Source organism: Mycobacterium sp. NGS61, assembly GCF_059812325.1.
In genome coordinates this window covers 74,644-98,822 of sequence record NZ_JCALCL010000002.1, presented here as the reverse complement: position 1 = coordinate 98,822, position 24,179 = coordinate 74,644, and the positions used below count along the sequence as shown (strand labels likewise).

The 24,179-nt window shown below is 69.2% G+C and carries 18 protein-coding genes and 2 pseudogenes; 2 read left to right on the top strand and 18 right to left on the bottom strand.

Going from position 1 to position 24,179, the window contains the following annotated elements; genetic code table 11:
* Window positions 1-2: 2 nt before the first annotated feature.
* The 5 genes and pseudogenes from metK to mihF form a co-directional block, all read right to left on the bottom strand.
* Window positions 3-1,214 carry a methionine adenosyltransferase gene (gene metK / locus AC5Y3Z_RS05260; RefSeq protein WP_463825027.1) on the bottom strand — a complete coding sequence of 404 codons (1,212 nt, stop codon included), beginning with the start codon at window positions 1,212-1,214 and terminating at the stop codon, window positions 3-5.
* Between the two features lie 132 nt (window positions 1,215-1,346).
* Window positions 1,347-2,681: pseudogene (gene coaBC, locus AC5Y3Z_RS05255) on the bottom strand (bifunctional phosphopantothenoylcysteine decarboxylase/phosphopantothenate--cysteine ligase CoaBC); the annotation flags it as partial.
* On the bottom strand, window positions 2,647-2,970 hold the full coding sequence (gene rpoZ, locus AC5Y3Z_RS05250) for a DNA-directed RNA polymerase subunit omega (RefSeq protein ID WP_463825025.1): 324 nt from the start codon (window positions 2,968-2,970) through the stop codon (window positions 2,647-2,649). The pseudogene coaBC and the gene rpoZ, both read right to left, overlap by 35 nt.
* 59 nt (window positions 2,971-3,029) lie before the next feature.
* Complete coding sequence (gene gmk, locus AC5Y3Z_RS05245; protein ID WP_463825024.1) at window positions 3,030-3,620, bottom strand: guanylate kinase; 591 nt, start codon at window positions 3,618-3,620, stop codon at window positions 3,030-3,032.
* A gap of 42 nt (window positions 3,621-3,662) precedes the next feature.
* Window positions 3,663-3,977 carry an integration host factor, actinobacterial type gene (gene mihF, locus AC5Y3Z_RS05240; protein ID WP_036355303.1) on the bottom strand — a complete coding sequence of 105 codons (315 nt, stop codon included), beginning with the start codon at window positions 3,975-3,977 and terminating at the stop codon, window positions 3,663-3,665.
* A gap of 432 nt (window positions 3,978-4,409) precedes the next feature.
* On the opposite strand from mihF, the gene AC5Y3Z_RS05235 reads away from it, so the two are divergent.
* Complete coding sequence (locus AC5Y3Z_RS05235) at window positions 4,410-5,129, top strand: PP2C family protein-serine/threonine phosphatase (protein ID WP_473139563.1); 720 nt, start codon at window positions 4,410-4,412, stop codon at window positions 5,127-5,129.
* Here the strand turns inward: AC5Y3Z_RS05235 and pyrF are convergent.
* From pyrF to AC5Y3Z_RS05190, 9 genes and pseudogenes are all read right to left on the bottom strand, one after another.
* The gene (pyrF, locus tag AC5Y3Z_RS05230) at window positions 5,115-5,933 is read right to left on the bottom strand and encodes an orotidine-5'-phosphate decarboxylase (protein ID WP_473139562.1); all 819 of its coding nucleotides are present in this window, start codon (window positions 5,931-5,933) and stop codon (window positions 5,115-5,117) included. The genes AC5Y3Z_RS05235 and pyrF overlap by 15 nt on opposite strands.
* Entirely contained in the window at window positions 5,926-9,294 is a 3,369-nt protein-coding gene (gene carB / locus AC5Y3Z_RS05225; RefSeq protein ID WP_473139561.1) for a carbamoyl-phosphate synthase large subunit, read from the bottom strand. The genes pyrF and carB overlap by 8 nt, the downstream gene beginning before the upstream one ends.
* Window positions 9,294-10,412 (bottom strand): glutamine-hydrolyzing carbamoyl-phosphate synthase small subunit, encoded by a 1,119-nt coding sequence (gene carA / locus AC5Y3Z_RS05220; protein WP_463825020.1) that lies wholly within the window; start codon window positions 10,410-10,412, stop codon window positions 9,294-9,296. The genes carB and carA overlap by 1 nt, the downstream gene beginning before the upstream one ends.
* An 89-nt stretch (window positions 10,413-10,501) precedes the next feature.
* Window positions 10,502-10,990: pseudogene (locus AC5Y3Z_RS05215) on the bottom strand (PH-like domain-containing protein); the annotation flags it as partial.
* The gene (locus AC5Y3Z_RS05210; RefSeq protein WP_463825019.1) at window positions 10,987-12,279 is read right to left on the bottom strand and encodes a dihydroorotase; all 1,293 of its coding nucleotides are present in this window, start codon (window positions 12,277-12,279) and stop codon (window positions 10,987-10,989) included. The gene AC5Y3Z_RS05210 and the pseudogene AC5Y3Z_RS05215, both read right to left, overlap by 4 nt.
* Complete coding sequence (locus AC5Y3Z_RS05205) at window positions 12,276-13,220, bottom strand: aspartate carbamoyltransferase catalytic subunit (protein ID WP_463825018.1); 945 nt, start codon at window positions 13,218-13,220, stop codon at window positions 12,276-12,278. Before AC5Y3Z_RS05205 ends, AC5Y3Z_RS05210 begins: the two co-directional genes overlap by 4 nt.
* Window positions 13,217-13,771 (bottom strand): bifunctional pyr operon transcriptional regulator/uracil phosphoribosyltransferase PyrR, encoded by a 555-nt coding sequence (gene pyrR, locus AC5Y3Z_RS05200; RefSeq protein WP_463825017.1) that lies wholly within the window; start codon window positions 13,769-13,771, stop codon window positions 13,217-13,219. Before pyrR ends, AC5Y3Z_RS05205 begins: the two co-directional genes overlap by 4 nt.
* A 272-nt stretch (window positions 13,772-14,043) precedes the next feature.
* The gene (locus tag AC5Y3Z_RS05195) at window positions 14,044-14,469 is read right to left on the bottom strand and encodes a cellulose-binding domain-containing protein (protein WP_473139560.1); all 426 of its coding nucleotides are present in this window, start codon (window positions 14,467-14,469) and stop codon (window positions 14,044-14,046) included.
* 110 nt (window positions 14,470-14,579) lie between these two features.
* Window positions 14,580-16,352, bottom strand: coding sequence for a PPE family protein (locus AC5Y3Z_RS05190; RefSeq protein ID WP_473139559.1), 1,773 nt, complete (start codon window positions 16,350-16,352; stop codon window positions 14,580-14,582).
* Window positions 16,353-16,636: 284 nt separating this feature from the next.
* On the opposite strand from AC5Y3Z_RS05190, the gene AC5Y3Z_RS05185 reads away from it, so the two are divergent.
* On the top strand, window positions 16,637-19,150 hold the full coding sequence (locus tag AC5Y3Z_RS05185; protein ID WP_473139558.1) for a PE family protein: 2,514 nt from the start codon (window positions 16,637-16,639) through the stop codon (window positions 19,148-19,150).
* Here AC5Y3Z_RS05185 and AC5Y3Z_RS05180 read toward each other — a convergent pair.
* The 4 genes from AC5Y3Z_RS05180 to AC5Y3Z_RS05165 form a co-directional block, all read right to left on the bottom strand.
* On the bottom strand, window positions 19,142-20,134 hold the full coding sequence (locus AC5Y3Z_RS05180; protein ID WP_473139557.1) for a sulfotransferase domain-containing protein: 993 nt from the start codon (window positions 20,132-20,134) through the stop codon (window positions 19,142-19,144). The genes AC5Y3Z_RS05185 and AC5Y3Z_RS05180 overlap by 9 nt on opposite strands.
* A gap of 1 nt (window position 20,135) precedes the next feature.
* On the bottom strand, window positions 20,136-21,293 hold the full coding sequence (locus tag AC5Y3Z_RS05175) for a type III polyketide synthase (RefSeq protein WP_463825441.1): 1,158 nt from the start codon (window positions 21,291-21,293) through the stop codon (window positions 20,136-20,138).
* A gap of 23 nt (window positions 21,294-21,316) precedes the next feature.
* Window positions 21,317-22,840, bottom strand: a complete 1,524-nt coding sequence (locus tag AC5Y3Z_RS05170; RefSeq protein WP_473139556.1) for a fatty acid desaturase — start codon at window positions 22,838-22,840, stop codon at window positions 21,317-21,319.
* Window positions 22,841-23,063: 223 nt separating this feature from the next.
* Window positions 23,064-23,861 carry an LppX_LprAFG lipoprotein gene (locus tag AC5Y3Z_RS05165; protein WP_473139555.1) on the bottom strand — a complete coding sequence of 266 codons (798 nt, stop codon included), beginning with the start codon at window positions 23,859-23,861 and terminating at the stop codon, window positions 23,064-23,066.
* Window positions 23,862-24,179: the final 318 nt, after the last annotated feature.

Below are 24,179 nucleotides of genomic sequence, written 5' to 3'. Positions count from 1 at the left end.
GGCTAGATGGCGTGCTTGAGGTCGTCGACCTTGTCCAGCTGCTCCCACGGCAGCTCGATGTCGGTACGCCCGAAGTGCCCGTAGGCGGCGGTCTGAGCGTAGATCGGCCGGAGCAGGTTCAGGTCGCGGATGATCGCGCCGGGCCGCAGGTCGAAGACCTCCGGGATGATCTTCTCGATCTTCACCGGGTCGACGGCCTCGGTGCCGAACGTCTCGATGAACAACCCGACCGGCGCCGCCTTGCCGATGGCGTAGGCCACCTGCACCTCGACGCGCTGCGCCAGGCCGGCGGCCACGACGTTCTTGGCCACCCACCGCATCGCGTACGCGGCCGACCGGTCCACCTTGGACGGGTCCTTGCCGGAGAACGCGCCGCCGCCATGGCGGGCCCAGCCGCCGTAGGTGTCGACGATGATCTTGCGGCCGGTCAGCCCGGCGTCGCCCATCGGACCGCCCAGCACGAACTTGCCGGTCGGGTTGACCAGCACCCGGGTCGACGACGAATCCAGGGTCTCGTGGGCCAGGTCGGCCAGCACCGTGTCCAGCACGTGCCGGCGGATGTCGGGGTCGAGGGTGTTCTCCAGGTCGATGCCGTCGGCGTGCTGGGTGGAGACGACGACGGTGTCCAACCGGACCGGCACGTTGTCCTCGTACTCGATGGTGACCTGGGTCTTGCCGTCGGGCCGCAGGTAGTCCAGGGTCCCGTTCTTGCGGACCTCGGTCAGTCGCCGCGACAGCCGGTGCGCCAGCGCGATGGGCAGCGGCATCAACTCCGGGGTGTCGTTGATCGCGTAGCCGAACATCAGCCCCTGGTCACCGGCGCCTTGCGAGTCCAACGGGTCGGCCGCCCCTTCGACACGTGCTTCGTGCGCGGTATCGACGCCCTGGGCGATGTCTGGCGACTGGGCGCCGATGCCGATGTTCACCCCGCAGGTCTCCCCGTCGAAGCCCTTGTCCGACGAGTCGTAGCCGATCTCGAGGATGCGCTTGCGCACGGTGTTGGTGATGTCGGCGAACGCCTCCTTGGCCGAGGTGGTGACCTCACCCACGACGTGCACCTGGCCGGTGGTCACCAGCGTCTCGACGGCGACACGGGAGCGAGGGTCCTCCGCGAGCAGCGCGTCGAGGACCGAGTCACTGATCGCGTCACAGATCTTGTCTGGATGCCCCTCGGTCACCGATTCGCTGGTGAATAGCCGGCCCTTCTCGCTCACCCTGTGATTCCTTCCCGTCGTGCTCGCCAAAGGTTAGTTAGGCGAATTATTTTTCCTGGCTCTTACTCAACCGGCTGCGCCGGGTGTTTGCAAATTCGATGGGCCGCCCGGAGCACGGGCTGCCCCGCCACGTTACTGCGGTGTCTCCCCGTGCAGAAAGGCGACGATCGCATCCACAATACGGCTCGCCATCAGCGTCTTCGATCCGTGCTGCAGTGCCGACTCGGTGCCGTCGGCCGCCAGCAGCCAGCCGTCGTTGCTGTCCACCTCGAATGCCTTGCCCTCGCCGACAGCGTTGACCACCAGCAGGTCACAGCCTTTGCGTCGCAGCTTCGCCCGGGCGTGGAACAGCACGTCACCGTTGGCGTCGCCGGTCTCGGCGGCAAACCCCACAATGGCGCGCATGTTCGGCAACTGGCCGTGCGAGCGGGCCTGTACGGCGCCGGCCAGCACGTCGTCGTTGCGCAGCAACTCGATGGGAGCGGGTCCGGCCTGGGTGTCGGGGCTCTTCTTGATCTTGGCGGTGGAAACCTGCGCGGGCCGGAAATCGGCCACCGCCGCCGCCATCACCAGCACGTTGGCTTCCGACGCGTGCTTGGACACCGCTTCACCGAGCTGCTCTGCCGAACTGATGTGCACCACGTTGACACCGGCCGGATCGATCAGCCCGGCGGTGTGTCCCGCAATCAGCGTGACCTCGGCCCCGCGCTGCGCGGCGACCCGCGCCACGGCATAGCCTTGCTTGCCCGAACTGCGGTTCCCGATGAAGCGCACCGGATCGATCGCCTCCCGGGTGCCACCGGCGGTCACCAGGACCCGGCACCCGGCCAGGTCGTAGGGCAGCGCGTCGTGGCGGTCCAGCAGCAGGTGGGCCAGCGTGGTGATCTCCTCGGCCTCGGGCAGTCGGCCGGCGCCGCTGTCGGTGCCGGTCAGCCGTCCGGAGGCGGGCTCGAGCACGATCGCCCCCCGGCGGCGCAGGGTGGCGACGTTGTCGACGGTGGCCGGATGCAGCCACATCTCGGTGTGCATCGCCGGCGCGAACAACACCGGACATCGCGCGGTGAGCAGCGTCGCGGTCAGCAGGTCGTCGGCGCGGCCGGCCACCGCGCGGGCCAGCAGATCAGCGGTGGCCGGTGCGACCACCACCAGGTCAGCCTGCTGGCCGAGACGCACATGCGCCACCTCGGGCACGTCCTTGAAGACGCCGGTCTGCACTGTTTCCCCGGACAACGCCTCGAAGGTGGCCGCCCCGACGAACTGCAGCGCGGACTCGGTGGGAATGACCCGCACGCTGTGCCCGGCCTCGCGCAGCTGCCGCACCACAGTGCAGGCCTTGTAGGCCGCGATCCCGCCGGAAACTCCGACTACGACGCGTCTGGAGCCGCGCTTGCTGCCCTCACTGCGCTGACTCTCCATGGCGCGCCGGACCCTGTTACTCGCCCTCGGTGTGTTCGAGCAGGTCGGCGTGGATTTCGCGCATCGCGATCGACAGCGGCTTTTCCTGCAACCCCGGTTCGACCAGCGGGCCGACGTACTCGAGGATGCCCTCGCCGAGCTGGTTGTAGTAGTCGTTGATCTGCCGGGCCCGCTTGGCGGCGTAGATCACCAGCGCGTACTTGCTCGAGACGCGTTCCAGCAATTCGTCAATGGGCGGGTTGGTGATGCCCAACGGGGTGTCATAGGCACCGGCCCCACCGGCCGACGGATCGAACTGATCCACGGCGGTCAACGACACGTCGGACTGCGGAATAGTCACGTAAAAATTCTCCTGGCTGCACGCAGCTGCTCATAGGCGGCTTCAAAAGTACGGTTGGGTCAAGCACTGGATGGGTTGCTAACCAGCAAGGATACCAATTCGGCGCACGCAGACTCCAATCGGCTGTTCACCACGACGACGTCGAAGTCGCCCTGAGCGGCCAATTCGATCCGCGCGGTGTCCAGGCGGCGCTGGATCACCTCGGCCGTTTCGGTGCCCCGCCCGACCAGTCTGGCCTCCAGGTCCGCCCAGCTGGGCGGGGCCAGGAACACCGTGAGCGCCTCCGGCATGGCCGCCTTGACCGCTCGGGCACCGGCGAGATCGACCTCGACGAGCACCGGGAAACCCGCTGCTTTGGCATCGCGCACCGGGGCCGCCAGCGTGCCCGACCGGTGCAGCCCCCCGTGGATCTCCGCCCATTCCAGCAGCTCGCCCTGGTCGATCAGGCGCTGAAAGGCGGTGGGGCTGACGAAGTGGTAGTCGACACCGTCGACTTCACCGGGCCGCGGCGCCCGGGTGGTGGCCGAGACGCTGAAGTGCAGGTCCGGGATGCGCTCCCGCAGGCACCGGACGACCGTCGACTTGCCGACCGCGGAGGGACCGGACAGCACGACCACGCGGCCGGAGTCCGGTCCCCCGCCGGCACTCATTGGCGCTCCCGGGCCGGGGGCTGGGTTGGATCGTCCAGCCGACTAGGAGCCGAACTTTTCCAGCAGCGCCTTGCGCTGACGGTCGCCCAGGCCGCGTAGGCGACGGGTCGGGGCGATTTCGAGCTCGGTCATGATTTCCTGCGCCTTGACCTTGCCCACCTTCGGCAAGGCCTCCAGCAGCGCAGACACCTTCATCTTGCCCAGGACTTCGTCGCTCTCGGCGTCCTTGAGGACCTGGGTGAGGTTGGTGCCGCCACGCTTGAGCCGATCCTTGAGTTCGGCTCGTGCCCGACGTGCGGCAGCAGCCTTCTCCAACGCTGCCGCGCGCTGCTCGTCGGTCAACTGGGGAAGGGCCACGATTCCTCCGTCTCTCGTCGATAACTATCGATCGTCATTTGTCTCGACCACGTACTTCGGCCAGCGCTGACGACCGTACTCACGGTCTCCGACGAAATCTAACCCGACCCCCCGGTTCCGGGGCTAAACGCCCAGCGTGCGAGCGCGACATCGCGCCGTCGACGTGCGGCGCGGCACCGTCGGACGGCGGGCGGAAACCGGTGGCCGCGCCGTTCCACGGGCCGCCAATAGCGACGTTGAACTGCGGTTTTAGGGTGCTGGTGCGGCACCGTACGGCTCGGCAGGGCAGCGGGCCACCCACGGTCGGGGGGTGCGCGCCGGTCCCCGTGCCCAGGATCACGGATCGCCGCGGCGTGTCCGCGCGTGTCGCGCACGTGCGGCGCGGCGCTTCCCGGCGCCGGGAACCGCCCGCAGAGCTGCGATACTGCCCTCATGCTGGACTGGCGGACCGCGGCCGGCAGCCACATCGGACGCCGCTATCAGGCGAACTACGACGTCGTGCACCTCGGCACCGATCCGCTGCTGGCGGTCGTCGCCGACGGCATGGGTGACGGACGCGGCAGCGCGCTGGCCGGGCAGACCGCGGTAGACACCGTGGTGGCAGCCCTGACCGGGGCGCAGATCACGCCGGCGAGCATTCGGGAAGCGGTCGCCGAAGCGCAGGAGCGCGTCCGCGCGATCGGCCGCCAACTCGGCGCGCTGACCGGGTGCACGCTCACCGCCATGGCCGCCGGCCGGGACGGGCTGTGGATCGCCCAGGTCGGCGATTCGCGGGCCTACCGGTTACGCGGCGAGCTGCTGGAGCAGCTGACCGTGGACCACACGATGGCGTGGCTGGGCGCGGTCAACGGCTGGTATGCCTTCGATTCACACGAAGCCGGGGCCGCCCGCTATCAGCTGACCCGCTATATCGGGCACCCGGACCTACCGGAGCCGGACGTCCTGAACGTCAATCCTCGTCCCGGCGACGCCTTCCTGCTGTGTAGCGACGGCGTCGCCGAACAGGTCCCGTACGCATTCCTGGAGGCCTTCCTGCAGGACAGCGACCCACAGCGGGCGGTGACCGGAATCCTGGACGCGGCCGACGCCGCCGGCGGGCACGACAACGCTAGCGCGATCGTGGTCCGGGTGGGCCAGTCAGGCGCCGGCTAGATACGCGACGGTGTCGCGCAGGCGCTCGGCGGCCGCGCGCACCTGCGCGACACCCGGGCCGGCGCGCAGCACCTCACGCGAGACCGCCGGCAACAGCAGGCCCGCCCCGGCCCCGCCGAGCCCCGCCAGCGCCTCGGGACGGCCGCCCTGGGCTCCCACCCCGGGCACCAGGACCGGTCCCCCGACAGCGCTCAGATCGGGCGGGTCGAGGACGGTGGCGCCGACGACCACGCCGACGGAGCCGGGTTGCGCCGCAGCGTTCGCGGCCGCGACGTGGTCCACGATCAACTGCGCCACGGTGCGGCCACCGACGTCGGCGCGCTGCACCGTGGCTCCCTCGGGGTTGGAGGTGGCCGCCAGCACGAACACCCCCCGGTCATGGGCCGCCGCGACGTCCAGCAGCGGGCGCAGCGAGCCGAATCCCAGATAGGGCGACGCCGTCACCGCGTCGGCGGCCAGCGGCGAATCCCCCGCCCAGGCCGCGGCGTAGGCGGCCATCGTGGTCCCGATGTCGCCCCGCTTGGCGTCGGCCAGCACCAGCACGCCGTCGGCGCGCAGCGCGGCGATGGTCTGCTCGAGCACCGCGAAGCCGGCCGCGCCGTACGCCTCGAAGAACGCCACCTGAGGTTTCACCACCGCGAACCCGGCGTAGGCCTGCACACAGACGTCGCAGAACTCGGCCAGCCCGGCCGGGGTGGCCGGCAGATCCCACGCCCGCAGCAGTTCGGGGTGCGGGTCGATGCCCAGGCACAACGGCCCGCGCTGTGCCCTGGCCGCGGCCAGCCGGGCCCCGAAACTAGCCATCGTGGCCGTTACGCGAACCCAGGTTGCGGTGCAGCTCCTGCAGCGACAACACGCCGATGTCACCGCGGATGCCGGCCTCGATGCCCTGCACGGCGGCCGAGGCGCCCTGAACCGTGGTGATGCACGGGATGTTGACCGCCACCGCGGCCGAGCGGATCTCGTAACCGTCGATGCGCGGGCCGGAGTTGCCGAAGGGCGTGTTGATCACCATGTCGACCTCGCCGGCCCGGATCGCGTCGATAGCCGACACCACCGGCCGCCCGTCCTGCGGCGCCTCGAAGTGCTTGCGGACCTCGTCGCACGGAATTCCGTTGCGGCGCAACATCTCCGCTGTACCCTCGGTGGCCAGCACGTGAAAACCCAAGTCGGCCAGCCGCTTGACCGGGAACACCAGCGACCGCTTGTCCCGGTTGGCGACCGACACGAACACCGTGCCCCGCGCGGGCAGTGAACCGTAGGCGGCTGTCTGGCTCTTGGCGAAGGCGGTGCCGAAATCGCGGTCGATGCCCATCACCTCGCCGGTGGACTTCATCTCCGGACCGAGCAGCGAATCGATCGCGGCACCGTCGGCGCGGCGGAACCGGTGGAACGGCAACACGGCTTCCTTGACCGCGATCGGGGCATCCGGCGCCGCGCTGGCGCCGTCCCCGGTCTCGGCCAGCATGCCCTCGCTGCGGAGCTGAGAAATACTGGCGCCCAACATGACTCGCGCGCAGGCTTTGGCCAGCGGGATCGCGGTTGCCTTGGACACGAACGGGACGGTGCGGCTTGCCCGCGGGTTGGCCTCCAATACGTAGAGCACGTCGTCCTTGAGCGCGTACTGCACGTTGAGTAGACCCACCACACCGATCCCGCGGGCAATGGCCTCGGTCGCCTTCCGGACCTTCTCGATATCGCTGCGACCCAACGTCACCGGCGGCAGGGCACACGCGGAGTCACCGGAGTGGATGCCGGCCTCCTCGATGTGTTCCATGATCCCGCCGATGTAGACCTCGGCGCCGTCACACAGCGCGTCGACGTCGATCTCGACCGCGTCCTCGAGGAAGCGGTCGACGAGCACCGGGTGCTCGGGGGACAGTTCGGTGGCGCGGGTGATGTAGCCGCGCAGGGTCGCCTCGTCGTAGACGATCTCCATGCCGCGACCGCCGAGCACGTAGGACGGCCGGACCAGCACCGGATAGCCGATGTCGGCGGCGATACGACGCGCCTGGTCGAACGTGGTCGCGGTGCCCCACTTGGGGGCGGGCAGGCCCGCGGCGTTGAGCACGTCGCCGAACGCGCCGCGGTCCTCGGCCAGGTCGATCGCCTCCGGCGGGGTCCCGACGATCGGCACCCCGGCATCGGCCAGGCGTTGGGCCAACCCCAGCGGGGTCTGGCCGCCCAGTTGCACGATGACCCCGGCGACACCGCCGGCACCCCGGCCGCCGGCCCCGGACTGCTCCTCGGCGCGGAACACCTCCAGCACGTCCTCGAACGTCAGCGGCTCGAAGTACAACCGGTCGGCGGTGTCGTAGTCGGTGGACACCGTCTCTGGGTTGCAGTTCACCATGACCGTCTCAAAACCGGCCTGGCTCAACGTGGTTGCCGCGTGCACGCAGCTGTAGTCGAACTCGATGCCCTGCCCGATGCGGTTGGGGCCGGAACCCAGGATCAGCACCTTGGGGCGCACCGTCTGCGGGGCGACCTCGGTCTCGGCGGCCGGGTCGAGTTCGTAGCTGCTGTAGTGATACGGCGTCTTGGCCTCGAACTCGGCCGCGCAGGTGTCCACCGTTTTGTACACCGGGTGGATGTTCAGCCGTTCGCGCAGCGAGCGCACCCCGTCTTCGCCGGCCAGTTCCGGTCGCAGCGCGGCGATCTGGCGGTCCGACAGCCCGCAGTGCTTGGCGTGACGCAGCAGTTCTGCGTCGAGCACGGGTGCGTCCACGAGTTCGGCGCGCAGGGCCACCAACTCGTCGATCTGGGCCACGAACCACGGGTCGACACCGCTGGCCTTGGCCACCTGCTCCACCGAACCGCCCAGCCGCAGCGCGAGTTCGATGTCGTAGAGCCGGCCTTCGGTGGGCGTGTGCAATCGGGTCAGCACCTCGTCCAGCGTCGAATCGGGCGGATCGGGCTTGGTCCAGAACCCGGCGCGGGTGGTCTCCAGCGAGCGCATCACCTTGCCCAGCGCCTCGACGAAGTTGCGGCCCAACGACATTGCCTCGCCGACGGACTTCATGGTGGTGGTCAGGGTCGGGTCGGCGCCGGGGAACTTCTCGAAGGCGAAACGCGGCGCTTTGACCACCACATAGTCCAGGGTGGGTTCGAAGCAGGCCGGGGTTTCCTTGGTGATGTCGTTGACGATCTCGTCGAGGGTGTAGCCGATGGCCAGCTTCGCGGCGATCTTGGCGATCGGGAAGCCGGTCGCCTTGGACGCCAGCGCACTCGAACGCGACACCCGCGGGTTCATCTCGATGACGATCAGCCGTCCGTCGTCGGGGTTGATCGCGAACTGGATGTTGCAGCCGCCGGTGTCCACGCCGACCTCGCGCAGGATCGCGATGCCCAGGTCGCGCATCCGCTGGTATTCCCGGTCGGTCAGCGTCATCGCCGGCGCCACCGTGACCGAGTCGCCGGTGTGCACACCCATCGGGTCGACGTTCTCGATCGAGCACACCACCACCACGTTGTCGTGGCCGTCGCGCATCAGCTCGAGTTCGAATTCCTTCCAGCCGTAGATGGATTCCTCGATCAGCACGTTGGCGCTGGGGCTGGCGGCCAGCCCGGCGCCGGCGATCCGGTCGACCTCCTCGACCGACCGGGCCATGCCGGAGCCGAGACCGCCCATGGTGAAGCTGGGCCGCACCACCACCGGCAGGCCCAGTTCGGCAACCGTGTCCCGCACCTCGTCCATGGTGAAACACACTCGGCTGCGGGCGGATTCGCCGCCGACCTTGGTGACGATGTCCTTGAACCGCTGCCGGTCCTCACCGCGCTGGATCGCTTCGAAGTCGGCGCCGATGAGCTCCACGCCGTACCGTTCCAGCACGCCGCGCTCGTAGAGCGCCACCGCGGTGTTGAGCGCGGTCTGGCCGCCCAGGGTGGCCAGCAGCGCGTCGATCCGGTTGCCGCGCTCGGCCTGCTGGGCGATCACCTTCTCCACGAACGAGGCGGTGATCGGTTCGACGTAGGTGAAGTCGGCGAACTCCGGGTCGGTCATGATGGTGGCCGGGTTGGAGTTGACCAGGCTGACCTGCAGTCCCTCGGCGCGCAGCACCCGGCAGGCCTGGGTGCCGGAGTAGTCGAATTCGCAGGCCTGGCCGATTACGATCGGCCCGGAGCCGATCACCAGCACGTGGTTGAGGTCTTGGCGTCGCGGCACTAGCGGTTCCCGTCCATCAGGTCGATGAACTGGTCGAACAGGTATTCCGCATCGTGCGGGCCGGCCGCGGACTCCGGATGGTATTGCACCGAAAAAGCCTTTCCGTCAACGAGTCTGACGCCCTCGACAACGCCGTCGTTGGCACAGGTGTGGCTCACCACCGCTGGGCCGAACGGCGTGTCGAACCGCTGGCCCGCCTCCCCTTCCAATGCGAAGCCGTGGTTCTGCGCCGTTACCGCCACCCGTCCGGTGGCGTGGTCGATCACCGGGATGTTGATCCCGCGATGGCCGAACACCATCTTGTAGGTCGACAGCCCCAGCGCCCGGCCCAGGATCTGATTGCCGAAACAGATGCCGAACAACGGGATTCCGGCGCCCAGCACCTCGCGGGTGAGGGCGACAGTGTGGTCGGCGGTGGCCGGGTCGCCGGGCCCGTTGGACAGGAAAACTCCGTCGGGTCTGAGCTCGGCGATCTGCTCGAAACTCGCCCCGGCGGGCAGCACGTGGCTACGTACCCCGCGCTTGGCGAAGTTACGCGGGGTGTTGGTCTTGATACCCAGATCCAGCGCGGCCACGGTAAAGCGTTGCTGCCCTTCGGGTTCGATCGTGTACGTCTCAGGCGTGCTGACTTCGCCGGCCAGGTCGGCGCCCAGCATCGCCTCCTGCGCGCGCACCCGCTCGATCAGCTGTTCGGGATCGGCCAGAGCCGGCCCGGAGAACACGCCCGCCTTCATCGAGCCGCGGCTGCGCAGATGGCGGACCACCGCGCGGGTGTCGATCCCGGCGATCCCGACGATGCGCTGGCGCACCAACTCGTCCTCCAGCGTGCCGGTGGCGCGCCAGTTCGACGCGCGCGGCGACGGGTCGCGCACCGCGTAGCCGGCGACCCAGATCTTATCGCCGCGGCTCTCGCCGTCCTCGGCGTTCCAGCCGGTATTGCCGATCTGCGGGGCGGTGGCCACCACGATCTGACGGTGGTAGCTGGGGTCGGTCAGGGTCTCCTGATAGCCGGACATGCCGGTGCTGAACACCGCCTCACCGAGTGTCTGCCCGACCGCGCCGAACGGGGTGCCGGCGAAAACCTTCCCGTCCTCCAGCACCAGCAGCGCTCGACTCATGTGCGCCACTCCTCGTCGGTTCGTTCCCCGCCGGCGGGCGGTTGCCCCCCTGCATCGTCATCGACGCAACTCACTTGCCCGGGCTCCTCTTCTTCCAACCACTTCGCATAGTCGTCCCGGTTGTTCGCCCGGAACCCCGTGTCGATCTCGGTGCCCGACGGCAACCGCCACCGGATAGCCAGGATCCCGTTGCGCACACCCACCTTGCCGACGATGCCGCGCTCACAACGGATGTCCACCACCGACTCCCGCGGAATCCAGATCGGTTGCGCACGAATGCGTTCCACTAGAATCCCGCCGGTGTAGCGGGTCAGCACCGCCTTGCTGCGGTACCCGAGATCGCCGACGGCGATCCGGTCGTTCCAGGCCGGGGACAGAGTGCAACCGACGTAGAGGCCGGGCGTGGTGATCAGGGCGGCCCCCACCTCGTCGGGCAGGTCGGGCAGCTCGCCGACCAGCTCCACCTGCCGTTCGGCCCGGCGTCGCCAGCCCCGCATCATCAACTGGATGACCACCGCCAGCAACACCACCAGGACCGCCGCAAAGATCAGCGATCCCACCATGGTGCCTGAATTCATACCGGACTCTTCCCGTCTCGGGCGGTGACCCTGCCGCGCAACAGCGTCGCAGTGACCGTCGCAGGCAGTGTCATCGACTCGTATGGCGTGTTGGCCGAACGGCTGGCCAACTCGCCGCCGGTGACCGTCCAGGTGGCGTCCGGATCGACCACGGTCACGTTGGCCGGCTCCCCCACTTCCAACGGCCGGCCCTGATCGGGCAGCCCCACGATGCGCGCCGGATTCTCGCTCATCACCCGGGCGACGTCACGCCAGGTCAGCAGGCCCGGACGCACCATCGTCTGCACCACCACCGACAACGCGGTCTGCAGGCCGAGCATGCCCGGACGCGCCGCGGAGAACTCGACGCACTTCTCGTGCTCGGCATGCGGGGCGTGATCGGTGGCCACACAGTCGATTACCCCGTCGGCCAGGGCCTGACGCAGCGCGATAGCGTCGGCGGCCTCGCGCAGGGGCGGGTTGACCCGATTGCGCCCGTCGTAGCTGGCCAGCCTGCTATCGTCCAGCAGCAAGTGATGCGGGGTGACCTCGGCGGTGATCGAAATACCTTGCTCCTTAGCCCATTTCACCAGCTCGACGGTGCCGGCGGTGGAGGCGTGGCAGATGTGCACCCGGGCTCCGGCGTCGCGGGCCAGCAGGGCGTCGCGGGCGACGATGGATTCCTCGGCGGCCCTCGGCCATCCGGTGAGTCCGAGCCGGGCGGCAGTGGGCCCTTCATGGGCGATCGCCCCGACGGTCAGCCGCGGCTCTTCAGCGTGCTGGGCGATCAGCACCCCCAGCCCGGTGGCGTATTCCAGCGCGCGGCGCATCACCAGCGGGTCGTGCACGCAGATGCCGTCGTCGGAGAACATCCGCACCCCGGCGACACCGGCATGCATCATCCCCATCTCGGTGAGCTCTTTGCCGGCCAGCCCGATGGTGACCGCACCGACCGGGTGGACATCGACCAGGCCGACCTGCTGACCCCGGTGCCACACGTGGTCGGTGACCACCGGGCTGTCGGCCACCGGATCGGTGTTGGCCATCGCGAACACCGCTGTGTAACCGCCGAGAGCGGCTGCCGCCGAACCGGTTTCGATGTCTTCGGCGTACTCCCGGCCGGGCTCGCGCAGATGCGTGTGCAGATCCACGAAGCCGGGCAGCAACACCTGACCGGAGGCGTCGATGACGTCGGCGGTGTCGGGAATCTCGAGTCCGGCACCGATTTCAGCGATCTGGCCGTCCGCCACCAGCACGTCGACGGGATCGCCCGCACCGTAGCGTCGGACGCCCCGAATCAGCACACTCATGCCGCCGCCTCCTCGGCACCCACCAGAACGTGGAACAACACCGCCATGCGCACATGCACACCGTTGGAAACCTGTTGCAGCACAGCCGATTGCGACGAGTCCGCGACCGCAGAGGAGATCTCCATACCGCGCAGCATCGGGCCCGGGTGCAGCACCACGGCGTGTCCGGGCAGCAGCGCCTGGCGCCGCGCGGACAGTCCGTACAGCGCCGAATATTCGCGCACCGAGGGGAAGAAGCCGCCGTTCATCCGCTCGGCCTGCACCCGCAACATCAGCACCGCGTCGGCAGCAGGCAGTTCGGCGTCGAAGTCGTTGGACACGGTGACCGGCCAGCTCTCCACCCCGCGCGGCAACAGGGTCGGCGGCGCGACCAGCACCACCTCCGCACCCAGGGTGTGCAGCAGCATCACGTTGGAGCGGGCCACCCGGCTGTGCAGGATGTCACCCACGATCACCACCCGGCGACCCTCGATGCCGCCGAGTCGTTGCCGCACGGTCAGCGCATCCAGCAGAGCCTGGGTGGGATGCTCGTGGGTGCCGTCACCGGCGTTGATCACCGACGGACCATCTTGGCGACCGGTCCACTCGGCGAGCAGATGCGCCGCACCCGAGGCGGGATGCCGCACGATCAGCGCGTCGGCGCCGGCCGCGCGCAGGGTCAGCGCGGTGTCGCGCAACGACTCGCCCTTGCCGACCGAGGACCCGGTCGCGCTGACGTTGATCACGTCGGCGCTCATCCACTTGCCGGCCACCTCGAACGAGACGCGGGTGCGGGTGGAGTTCTCGTAGAACATCGTGACGACGGTGCGTCCACGCAGCGTCGGGAGTTTCTTGATGTCACGGCCCACCAGGGCTTGGGCGAAGCGGTCGGCGTCGTCGAGTATCGCGGTGGCCTCGTCGCGGGTCAGGTCCCCGGCGCTGAGCAGGTGTCGCCTGGTCATCGGGTGATCACCACGCCGTCGTGCCCGTCGTCCTCGCGCAACCGCACGTGCACGCTCTCGCTGCGCGAGGTGGGCACGTTCTTGCCGACATAGTCCGCGCGCACCGGCAACTCGCGGTGGCCGCGATCGACGAGGACGGCCAGTTGCACTGCCCGGGGACGTCCGACGTCGCGCAGCGCGTCCAGGGCGGAGCGGGTCGAGCGACCGGAATACAGCACGTCGTCGACCAGGATGACCAGTGCGTCGTCGACGCCGCCGGCCGGGATCGACGTCGCGGCCAGTGGTCGCGGCGGTTTGATCATCAGGTCATCGCGGTAGAGGGTGATGTCCAGCGAGCCGTGGCCGACGTCGACGCCGCTGAATTCGGCGATGTTGGCGGCCAGCCGGCCCGCCAGTGTGACGCCGCGGGTGGGGATTCCCAGCAGGACAACACGGGTCGAGTCGGGGTTGTCCAGTGCGGTCTTCTCGATGATCTGATGAGCCATACGAGAGATGGTCCGACCAACGTCGGCCGCTGACATCAATTCTCGCGGTTCCCGGACAGCACCCATACGAGAGCTTGACCTCCTTCTCCGCCTCTCCGGACGGATCGTTAAAGGATGTCGACTGCCGGGCAGCCTAACACGGGCTGGGGTGGGTGATTCGGCGCCGGCAGCGGCTCAGCGGAGGCCGAAAAGGATGTTGGTCACTTCAGTCCCATACGGCTCAGCTGTCCCGGATTCGGACACCCTCGGTGGTTTGCCCACCTCTGCGCGAATTGCCTGCCTATGCGCGACTTTTGCACGAATCACAGAGCTGTTGCGCCACTGGCTGGATGCCGTCGCTAGGAACAGTATTGCCCGTTGATCCGGCAGTTCACGGGCGGCGAATAGGTACCGGACAACACGCCGCGCATGCCGCCGTTGGCGGTACCACCGGGGGCAATCGTGCGATTCCAGTTCGCCGGGGTGATCACGTAGTGCGTGCCCACCTGGGTGACCGTGCTGTTCCAGGTATGCGAAACGGATTCGCCCGCCGGCAGGTCGAATTCCAGCTTCCAGTCGGTCAGCGGCGCCACGCTCATGTTGGTGACGATGAAGCGGGCGATGAAACCGGTCTGCCAGGTGTGTTCCACCGTCAACGTCGCGGTGGCGGCAGCCGCGTCGGCCACGGGGGCGGCGCCGATCCCGAACAGTGCCACCGCGAATGCCGACATGGTTGCGTGAAGCGCTGTGCGCCAGGGCTTCTCGCATCTGTGCCGTCCGCTCATAGGAGCCAACACTATAGCCGGACAGGCGGTACCGGCCCCCTCGCCGCAGGGACGCTGCCGTAACTTTGCCCAACCGCAACCGATGTGAAATGTCAGCGCAGCAACGAAAGTCAACCCGGTGCGCCGTCGGCGGTGCTGCCGAAACCGCCGAAGCCGCCGCGGCCATCGGCGTCGCCGAAGCCGTTACCTCCGGCCCCGCCGTTGCCGCCGAAACCGTCAACGCCGCCAATACCGTTGCCGCCGTTGCCGCCATTGCCGCCCGGGGCGACGATGCCGCCGTTGTCACCGGGGCCGCCGGCGCCGCCGCGCGCGACCAACCCGGCCTCGGCGTCACCGCCGTTGCCGCCCGGTCCGCCGTTGCCGGTCAACCCACCGCTGCCACCGGCGCCGCCCCGGCCGCCGGTCGCGTCGCCGGTGAGTGAGCTCGCATCTCCGCCGAGTCCGCCGAAGCCACCGGTGCCCGATCCTGCCGAGCTACCGCCGTTGCCACCGTTGCCACCCTGGGCGAACCCGTTGGCTGTCTGCGCGGCGCCGCCGTTGCCGCCGGGACCGGCGTTGCCGATGACGGACGCGCCGCCGCTACCGCCGTTGCCGCCGATCGCGCCAACCGTGCCGACCAGGTTGTTGCCACCCGCGCCGCCGGCACCGCCGCTGCCGAAGTCACCCGCGTCGCCGCCGTTGCCGCCGTCACCGGCGTTGCCACCGGGGGCGGCCTGTCCCCCGTTGCCGCCGTTGCCGCCGCTGCCGGCCAGGGACGCCCCGGCGCCCCCGTCGCCACCGTCGCCGCCGAACAACGAACTGCCGCCACTGCCGCCGTTGCCGAACATGACCGCCGCCGCTCCACCGTCGCCGCCGTTGCCCGACCCACTCGACCCGCCGTCGCCCCCGCTGCCCGCGATGGCGCCGCCGCTGCCTCCGGCACCGCCGTTGCCGGACGCGCTGAAGCCCCCGCCACCGCCATTGCCGGCCAGAGCTCCACCGCTTCCGCCATTGCCCCCGGGTTGGCCCGCGCCGGTAGCCGCGCCCCCGGCACCGCCGAACCCGAGCAGACCGGCGTTGCCGCCGGCGCCGCCGGCCCCACCACCGCCACCCTGGCCTCCGGCACCGAACAGCAGCCCGCCTGTTCCGCCGGCGCCGCCGAATCCCGCGGTACCACCGTTGCCGCCGTTCCCCCCGGTGCCGACCAGGCCGGCGGACCCGCCGCTGCCGCCGCTGCCCGTCGGCGCGGAGTTGGAGTAGCCGTCGCCGCCGTCGCCGAAGAGCAGCCCCCCGGCGCCTCCGGCGGGATTGCTCGCCGTGCCGGCGGCCCCGTTGCCGACCAGCGGTCGTCCCAGCAGCACCTGAGTGGGTGCATTGACCAGGTCGAGCGCAGCGGTTTGCCACGACGGCAATTGCGCTGCCGCTGCCGAAACCTCGCCGTGATAACCGGCCATCGCGCTCACATCGCGCGCCCACATCTCCTCGTAGACCGACTCGACGGCGGCGATCGCGGGCGCGTTCTGGCCGAACAGGTTTGAGACGACCAACGCCACCAGGTTGTTCCGGTTGGCTGCGACCACCAACGGACGCACCGTGGCGGCCTGCGCTGCCTCGAACGCGCTCACCACGGTCTGCGCCTGGCGCGCTGCCAATTCCGCTTGCGCCGCAGCCACATTCAAGAAGGACGCATACCGGGCGGCGGTCTCGGTCATGGCAACCGACGAACTGCCTTGCCACGCCTGCCCGGTCAGGTCGGAGATCACCGAGGAGAATCCCGCCGCCGACGCGTTCATCTCCGTCGCGAGCAGCTCCCAGGATGTCGCGGCAGCCGACATCGGCCCCGTCCCCGCCCCTGCGAACATCAGCGCCGAATTGACCTCCGGCGGCAGCATGACAAAGTTCATCCCTCGGCCCCTCCCCGATGCCACAGCACTGTGCTGCTCCCGCCGGTGCGAGCCGCGTCGCCGCCGGGACCAACCCGATATCCCCCGGTCAGATCATCCGCGCACAGCACTGACGGCGGGCCAGAACCAGGCAATCGTTCGTTCTGCGGCCCAAACGGGCACGATGCGCCGGACGGCGACTGCACGTTTAGGGCGATGTTGCCCGGGCACCCCCGGCTCAGCCCGCAGGGCTATTCCGGCGGACCACGCGTGGTTCCCGTCCACGTCGAAGGAAGCCAAACACCATGTCGTTTGTCGGTGTCGTACCAGAAATCCTGCAAGCCACTGCCGGTGATGCGGCCCGCGTCGCCGACCTGATTCGAACGGCCCAGGCGGTGGCCGCGAATTCCACCACACACATCGCGGCGGCCGCGAATGACGAAGTGTCGGCGTCGATCGCGGCGCTCTTTTCCGGACATGGACAGCAGTTCCAGGCGGTCGCGGGCCAGGCCATGACATTTCACACCCGGTTCGTACAGCTGCTGAGCACCGGGGCGGGTGCCTACTCGAGCGCGGAGGCGAGCAACGCCGGTCCGTTGCAGACGTTGCTGGCCTCGGTGAACGACCCGGTGCAGACACTGACCGGGCGCCCGTTGGTGGGCAATGGCGCCAACGCCGCGCCGGGATCGGGTCAGAACGGTGGCGCGGCCGGCTGGCTGATCGGCAGCGGCGGCGCCGGCGGATCGGGCGACCCCGGACAACACGGCGGCAACGGCGGCGCAGCCGGCCTGTTCGGCAACGGAGGTCCCGGCGGCGCTGGTGGCAGCATGACGGCCGGCGTCGGCGGCAACGGCGGTACGGGCGGGGCCGGCGGCCTGCTGCTCGGCAACGGCGGCGCCGGCGGCAGCGGCGGAATGTCCAGCAGCGCGACCGGACTGGGCGGCGCCGGTGGCGCCGGCGGATCCGGGGTGTGGCTCGGCGGGGGCGGGCCCGGCGGAGTCGGTGGGGCAAACCCGACCGGTGTCGGCGGCACCGGCGGCGGGGGCGGCGCCGCCGGGTTCATGGGCCAGATGGTCGCCGAGGGCGGCGGCAACGGCGGCGACGGCGGGGTCGGCCGCACCGGAGGTGCGGGCGGGGCGGGTGGCGCTGCGGGCCTGCCGGCCGGACCGGGTGGGAGCGGCGGCGCCGGCGGGGTGGGCGTCTTCGACAACGGCGGCGCCGGCGGACCGGGCGGAACTGCGGGGTTCCTGGTCGGCGCGGGCGGATCCGGCGGCGGTGGCGGGGCGGCGAGCGGATCCGGGGCGGGCGGGAGCGGCGGCGCAGGCGGTGCGGCGAGCATGTTCCTTTCCGACGGAGGACCCGGTGGTGTTGGCGGACAGAGCATTTCGGGTCTGGGCGGGACCGGCGGCGCGGGCGGTGACGGCGGCTGGGTGTCCAACGGCGGCGCTGGGGCTGCCGGCGGGTTCAGTGAACTGGGGAACGGCGGAGCCGCCGGGGCCGGAGGGCGGGGCGGCTTGCTGATCGGCAATGGCGGCGCCGGCGGGGCCGGCGGTGACAGCTCGGCCGGGACGGGGGGTATCGGCGGCGCGGGCGGTGATGCCCGGCTGATCGGTGTCGCCGGCAACGGCGGCAACGGCGGGTTCTCGCCGGTCACCGTCGGCACCGCCGGATCCGCCGGCATCGCGGGGCCGCTGCAGGGCGCGTTCAACGTTGTCAACGCCCCCACCGAAGCGCTGCTGGGCCGTCCACTGATCGGTAACGGGGCCAACGCGCCGACCGGCTCCGGCCTCGACGGTGCAGCGGGCGGAATCCTGCTCGGCACCGGTGGCGCCGGCGGGTCAGCCGGAGCAGGCGGCACCGGCGGAGGCGGCGGCGGTGCGGGCGGATTGATCGGCGCCGGCGGCACCGGCGGCACCGGTGCATACTGCGCGACCGGCGACGGCGGGATCGGCGGGGCCGGCGGCAGCGGCGGACTGCTGTTCGGCCGCGGTGGATTCGGCGGCGCCGGTGGGTCCACGCTGGCCGACTCCTTCCGGGGTGGCGTAGGCGGCGGCGGCGGTGGCGGTGGCTTGTTCGGATCCGGCGGCAACGGCGGCGTTGGGGGAACCGGCGGAATACTGGGCGGGACGGGCGGGGCCGGCGGATCGGCCGGACCTCTCGGCGGCGTGGTCACCGCGGTCGGGGGCAACGGCGGGTCGGGTGGCAGCGGCAGCCTGCTCGGCGGCACCGGCGGAGCCGGCGGGGTGGGCGCGCTGGTGGGCGGTCCCGGTGGCGCCGGCGGCGCCGCCGGCGTCAGCGCGACCGGCACCGGCGGTCAGGGTGGGACCGGCGGCAATCCCGGCCTCCTGTTCGGCATCGGCGGAACCGGCGGGACCGGTGGCTTCGGACTCACCGGGGGCGCCGGCGGTGACGGGGGCGATGCGCTGGTGCTGTGCCTGAGTGGTGGCCCCGGTGGCACCGGCGGAGTCGGGCTGACCGGCCCGGGAGGCGACGGCGGCAGCGGCGGCAACGGCGCCGTCATCATCGGTTTCGGCGGTGACGGAGGAACCGGTGGCATCACGATCGGTGGTGCGTCGGCCGGAAACGGTGGCCGCGGCGGCGACGTCGCCATTCTGGGTGTCGCCGGTGCCGGCGGGGCCGGTGGCGACAACGTCAGTGGGGGTCTCGGCGGCGCGGGTGGCTCCGGAGGGAACGCGGTGTTGATCGGCAACGGCGGCAACGGCGGTAACCGCGGCGTCGGCGGCCCGGTAGGTAATCCAGGCACCGGCGGGGGCGGCGGGTTCGTATTCGGAGCGGACGGGTTGAGCGGACTAACCTGACGCCGCGACTACTTCCGGGTCGTACCCGCGGCGGCCCTCGTGCGCCCAGGCAAGCAGGTCCGGGGGCGCAAGCTGGTTGATCCGGTGGTTGTAGCGGCGGTACTCGTCGCGGGTGAAGTACTCCTGCCACTCACCGTTGCCGCCGCGACGGAAGAACTGCTCATCGCTGCGCCAGATGCCGTCGGTGGTGTTCGGCGCGACTTCGGCTGCCCGAGAACGCATTTCACCGAGTGAGGCATGCCGGCTCAGCTCCTGCGCACGCTCGCGGCTCAGGTCGTAGCCGAGTACCGCAGCAAGGCGCAGCATCTCCCCCACCAGATCGGCCTGATAGTCGGCGTAGTGGAGGAGCGCCACGTTGGGCAGGTGGCGGCGCTCCCATACCTTGCCGAACTGGTGCATCACGTTGGCCAGAGTGCCGATTCCCTTCGGCGGGGTGAAACCCACCCCGGGTGGCGGCAGCGCGGGCCCTTCCAGCCAGTGCCGGAATTCGTCGATCGGTCCGCGGCCCAGCGGACCGGGTTCGGGTCCCGGCGGACCCAGGCGCTCTTGCGGAGGCACCGCGATCTCGTGCAGCGCCCGCACCCGCGCGCGATCCATGTTGGTCGTCTGATGCAGCATCGACACCGCGGCGTCACGCGGGTCGCGCCCCACGCACAGGTAGGTGACCCGGTCGTCGAGCACCAGGCCGTCCAGCGGCGTGTGGGTCTTGATGAACCGCCGGTGCCGCTGCGCGTCGAGGACGGCGATGACCTCGCCGATGGGCCGGATCGTCTGGTCGAGCCACGGCGACACCGTCGACAGTGGTCCGGGCAGCTCAGGCCCGTCGAAGACGAGCAACGACACCAACCGCTGCGTCCAGGTCATCCCACACTTCGGCGGCGTGGAGATGACGATGTCGCCCTCGCGCAACTGCAACGCATCCCAGCGCAGATTGTCGGTCATCAACTCGCGGTACAGCACCCGCTCGCTCAGCCGATTGCTCATTTCATTCACCCCGGATGATGTCGAACAACATGCCTTCTACGGTGACCCCCGGCGCGAACGAGAACGCCACGCCCGTCGAGATCGGCTTGGCCGAATCCGCCTGTCGCACCATGAGTTCCAGCACGAAGATGAGCGAGACGCTGAGCATGTTGCCGAACCGGGCCAGCACCTCCCAGCTGTGCGACGCCCGCTCCGGGCCGATACCCAACGATCGCACGGACTGCTCGATGATCTTGGGCCCACCGGGATGGATCGCCCACAGATCAATGTCGGATTTCTGTAATCCATTGTCCCGCAATACTTCTGCTACCACCGGTGCGACACTGCGGAAGATGTAGTCGGGTAGGTTCTCCGACAGTTCGCAGGTGATGCCGTTGTGGTTGACGCCCAGCACTATGCCGTCTTCGGCGTCGTCGAGCAGCTGGGTGAACGCGCTGCGGATCACCACGTTGCCCTGCGGCAGCTGCTTGTGCACCTGGCTGGCGCCGATCAGCAACGCCCCGCACCCGTCACCGAACAGGCTGTGGACCACCACGTCGTTGACATCGTCGGCGAAAACGGCGTTCACCGAACACAATTCGATGCACACCACCAACGACTTCATGCTCGGATGGGCCCGAACGTAGGTGGCGGCGGTGCGTATGGCGTTCATCGCCGCCGCACAGCCCATGAAGTTCACCACGACGCGCGACACCGATTTCGGCAATCCCAGTTCCTTGACGATCGCGACATCGACACCCGGTGCGATGAATCCGGTGCTGGTGACGAACACCACCTGCCCGATCTCGTCGGTCCGGTACGGCAGACCGGCCAGAGCACGTCTGCTGACGTCGACCGCCAGCGGAACCGCGTGCTGGAAGAACAGGTTCATCCGGTCCCGGACGGTGCCGGGTTCCTTGCGGAACGCGTCGAACGCGGGATCCAGCGGGTCCACCGCCATCCGGCGGGCCCCGACCCGCGTCTTGCGGTACAGCCGCGGGATCCGTTGCCGCTGTTCGGGATCGTCGAAGAGCTCCGCGACTCGCTCGGCGGCATCGGCCTGGTGCACGACCCGCGGCGGCGAACCGGTCGCGATGCCCTCGATGACCGCCACCGTGGTCGGTGGCGCCGGCGGCAACTGAGCCAGCCGGACTTCGACTTCTGCTGCGGCGGGGAACATCACGCCGCCCTCCGTAGGGGTACTCACACCGACCCGATCCCGACGAAGCCGGCCACCACGTACCTGGCGCTGTCCTTGAACGCCGTCGGCGAAAGATGTTCGCGCACCACGCCCCACTTGCGTTCCCGCGCCGGCCGCGACGGCGACAACAGATAGCTGCGGCACAGCTTGGGCAGCCGGTCGCCGAAGAAGCTCTTCGGCGGCAACCATTCGACACCGAACTTCGTTGCCTCCTCGCGCAGCACGTCCTCGGTGACGATGTTGGCGAATCCGCTGCGCTGGAACGGCAATACGTGATGGACGCGGTGCGAGCTCAAGCCCGCCGACAGGAAGCAGTCGACGTAGCGGTTGCCGAGCACCGACAAGTCGTTGGCGTGCTGGACCTGATCGACGGCCCAGTCCTGTCCTGCGGGCACGGCGGCGCTGTCCTCGTCCTCGAACTCGTGGCTGGCCACCACCAGAAAGGTGCTGATCCACAGCGTGACGGCGAATTGCAAAGCCCAGGCCCAGAAGTCGCCGGCTGCCAGAAAAACCACCATCTCGGCCACCAGCAGCAATCGCACCCCGGACGACCCGAGGAAATGCGGCAGCGCATTGCGCCAACTCCCGTAGCCCTCTTCGACACCGACCTTGCGGGTCATGTTCCACACGTCGGCGATCCGCACGGCCATACCGGTGAGAAGGTGACCGAATTTGTGCAGGGTGTGCACCGGAATGCGATACAGCCGCGGCAGTCGCATCATCATCGTGAAGACGTTCTTCTTGATGTCGACGTCGCTCTGCGTGTACGGATGGTGCAGCAGGGTGTGACCGTCGGCCACGACCAGCGCCAACGCGATGTAATTCAGGTCGAATGTGTTGGCGAACACCCTATTCAGGCCCCGCTGGGCACGGTGCAGGGCGTAGTGGCCGTAGGCGACCAGCGAGCTGCGCAGCAGCACCATCGCAAACACGAACGCCCACAACGGCATCCACCGCGGCTCGATCAAACGCACCGCCTGCACCCCGAAATAGGAGATGGCCAGGAGCACCACCACGATGTTGAAAACGCGGTCCATGCGCTTGATTCGCGCGGCCAGCACCGGCTCGGTGAGCCGCGTCTTGACCCGGTGCATCAGGTCTTCCTGATTGCCGAACCGGTATTTCGGTGTGTCCCGGCGGCTGTCGAAGTCGTCTTTGAACAGAAACGGCGGCGCGTTGTGCTTGGGATGGATGTCGCGCGGAGTTGCGGCGCGGTCCAGCGAATAGCGGCGATCAAGGATGCGCTCGACCACTTTCGGGTCGCGGTGGTATGACTCGATGACCGCGGTGATGTCCCGGTTCTTGGTTCGCCCGATGAAGAAGGCGCCACCGGGATGCTTGTCGATCCAATCGCTCAAATCGTAGGCCCGCCCGTTGTACACCCACACGTCGGGAAGCACCGGCGGGCCGCCCGGCGGAGGCCCGGGACGCGGGCCGGGGCCCCGCTCTTGAGCTTCCCCGTTCCGCCCGGGCTCAGGACCCGGCGCAAGGCCGCGCTCCCGAACCTCGGGGAGGTCGTTGGTCATTCGTGGTCCTCCGGGTCTGGTCGAATGAAATCGGCTGCGCGCCGGGCTTTCCGGCGAGCTGGCCCAAATGGTGGAGGGCCGGCCTTGGAGGAGCCTTGGAGGATTCTCAAAGGATGTCTGTTCGGTGTTAGAAAGTGCACGTCAAACGGGATGCGACCCGGGCGCGTCGGTCGCTCGAGCGATGCCGCCTTGCCCGGGTCGGTCCCGATCGGAGACTGCCCGGCTAACCTTCCGGATTCGGAATGGTCACCGGCGCACCCCATTTGGACAAGTTGATGGTGACGTGACCCTTGTCCTTGTCGAGCACCATGCGCACCAGATATGCGCTCGGCGGCGTGCCGGGCGCCCCCGGCGCTTTGACGTCGGCGATGTAGAGCGTGATCGGCAATGGGCCCTTGGCGTCCTTGCCGATCTGCGGCACCAGCGGGTCCACGACCGCCGGGTCGATGGTCCCGGTCACCTTGATCACGGCGACCCCGTCGATGTTGTCGTTCCCGGCAACCTGCGGGTTCTGGACCTTCGCGATGACCGCGCCGATACCCTTTTCCTTGTCCAGCACCACGCCTGGGTCGTAGAACTTGACCGCCTCGCCGACCGAGTTGTACTTGCCGGCGTCGTCCTTGATGAACATGGTCTTGTTGGTGACGATGAACGTCTTGGGTACCGCGGGAGTCTTGGGTTGCAACCTGATGGTGGCGTCGCCGACGGCCCGTCCACCCAGATTCTCGGGCTCATTGGTCACATCAGCATTGACCGATTCCATCGGCAAGGTGTTGATGTCGGCGGTCGACAGATTGATGTGCACGTTGCGCAGCCCGGTGGTGGCTTTGGAACTGTCCGTCAGCAGCTGTTGCGCGTCGGGTGAGGGGGCCGTGGACGATCCGGACGTTCCAGCGGCTCCGCTCGTCGCCGACGTGGTCGAGGATCCCGAGGACTTGGACGGCTCGGAGGACTTGTTTCCGCCGCAGCCGGTGATGACGGTCGCGACAAGTGCTGCGGCGAACAGGATCGCGACAGACACCGGGGTCGAGGGTTTACGGGAGACGGGTCGATGGGAGATTTGCGCTTGTGAGATCAAGCCATTCATGGCCAGCCTTTGCTGAGTTAACCAACCGGTGGTATTGAGCAGCGGGTCGCTACCCTCGTCGTACGGTGTGGACGGAGCCTGGGCGTCGCGCCCCCACCCTTCATCGCGGACCTCGGTGACTGCACACCCGCACCCTGGTTCACCAGCAACGACACCATTCTCCCGAGTCGCCGCCCTCACAGCGCGTTCACCAGATCACTTTGCCGGAGAGCGCGACAGTAACATGCGGCCCGCGCGGTGCAAACCGTTTCC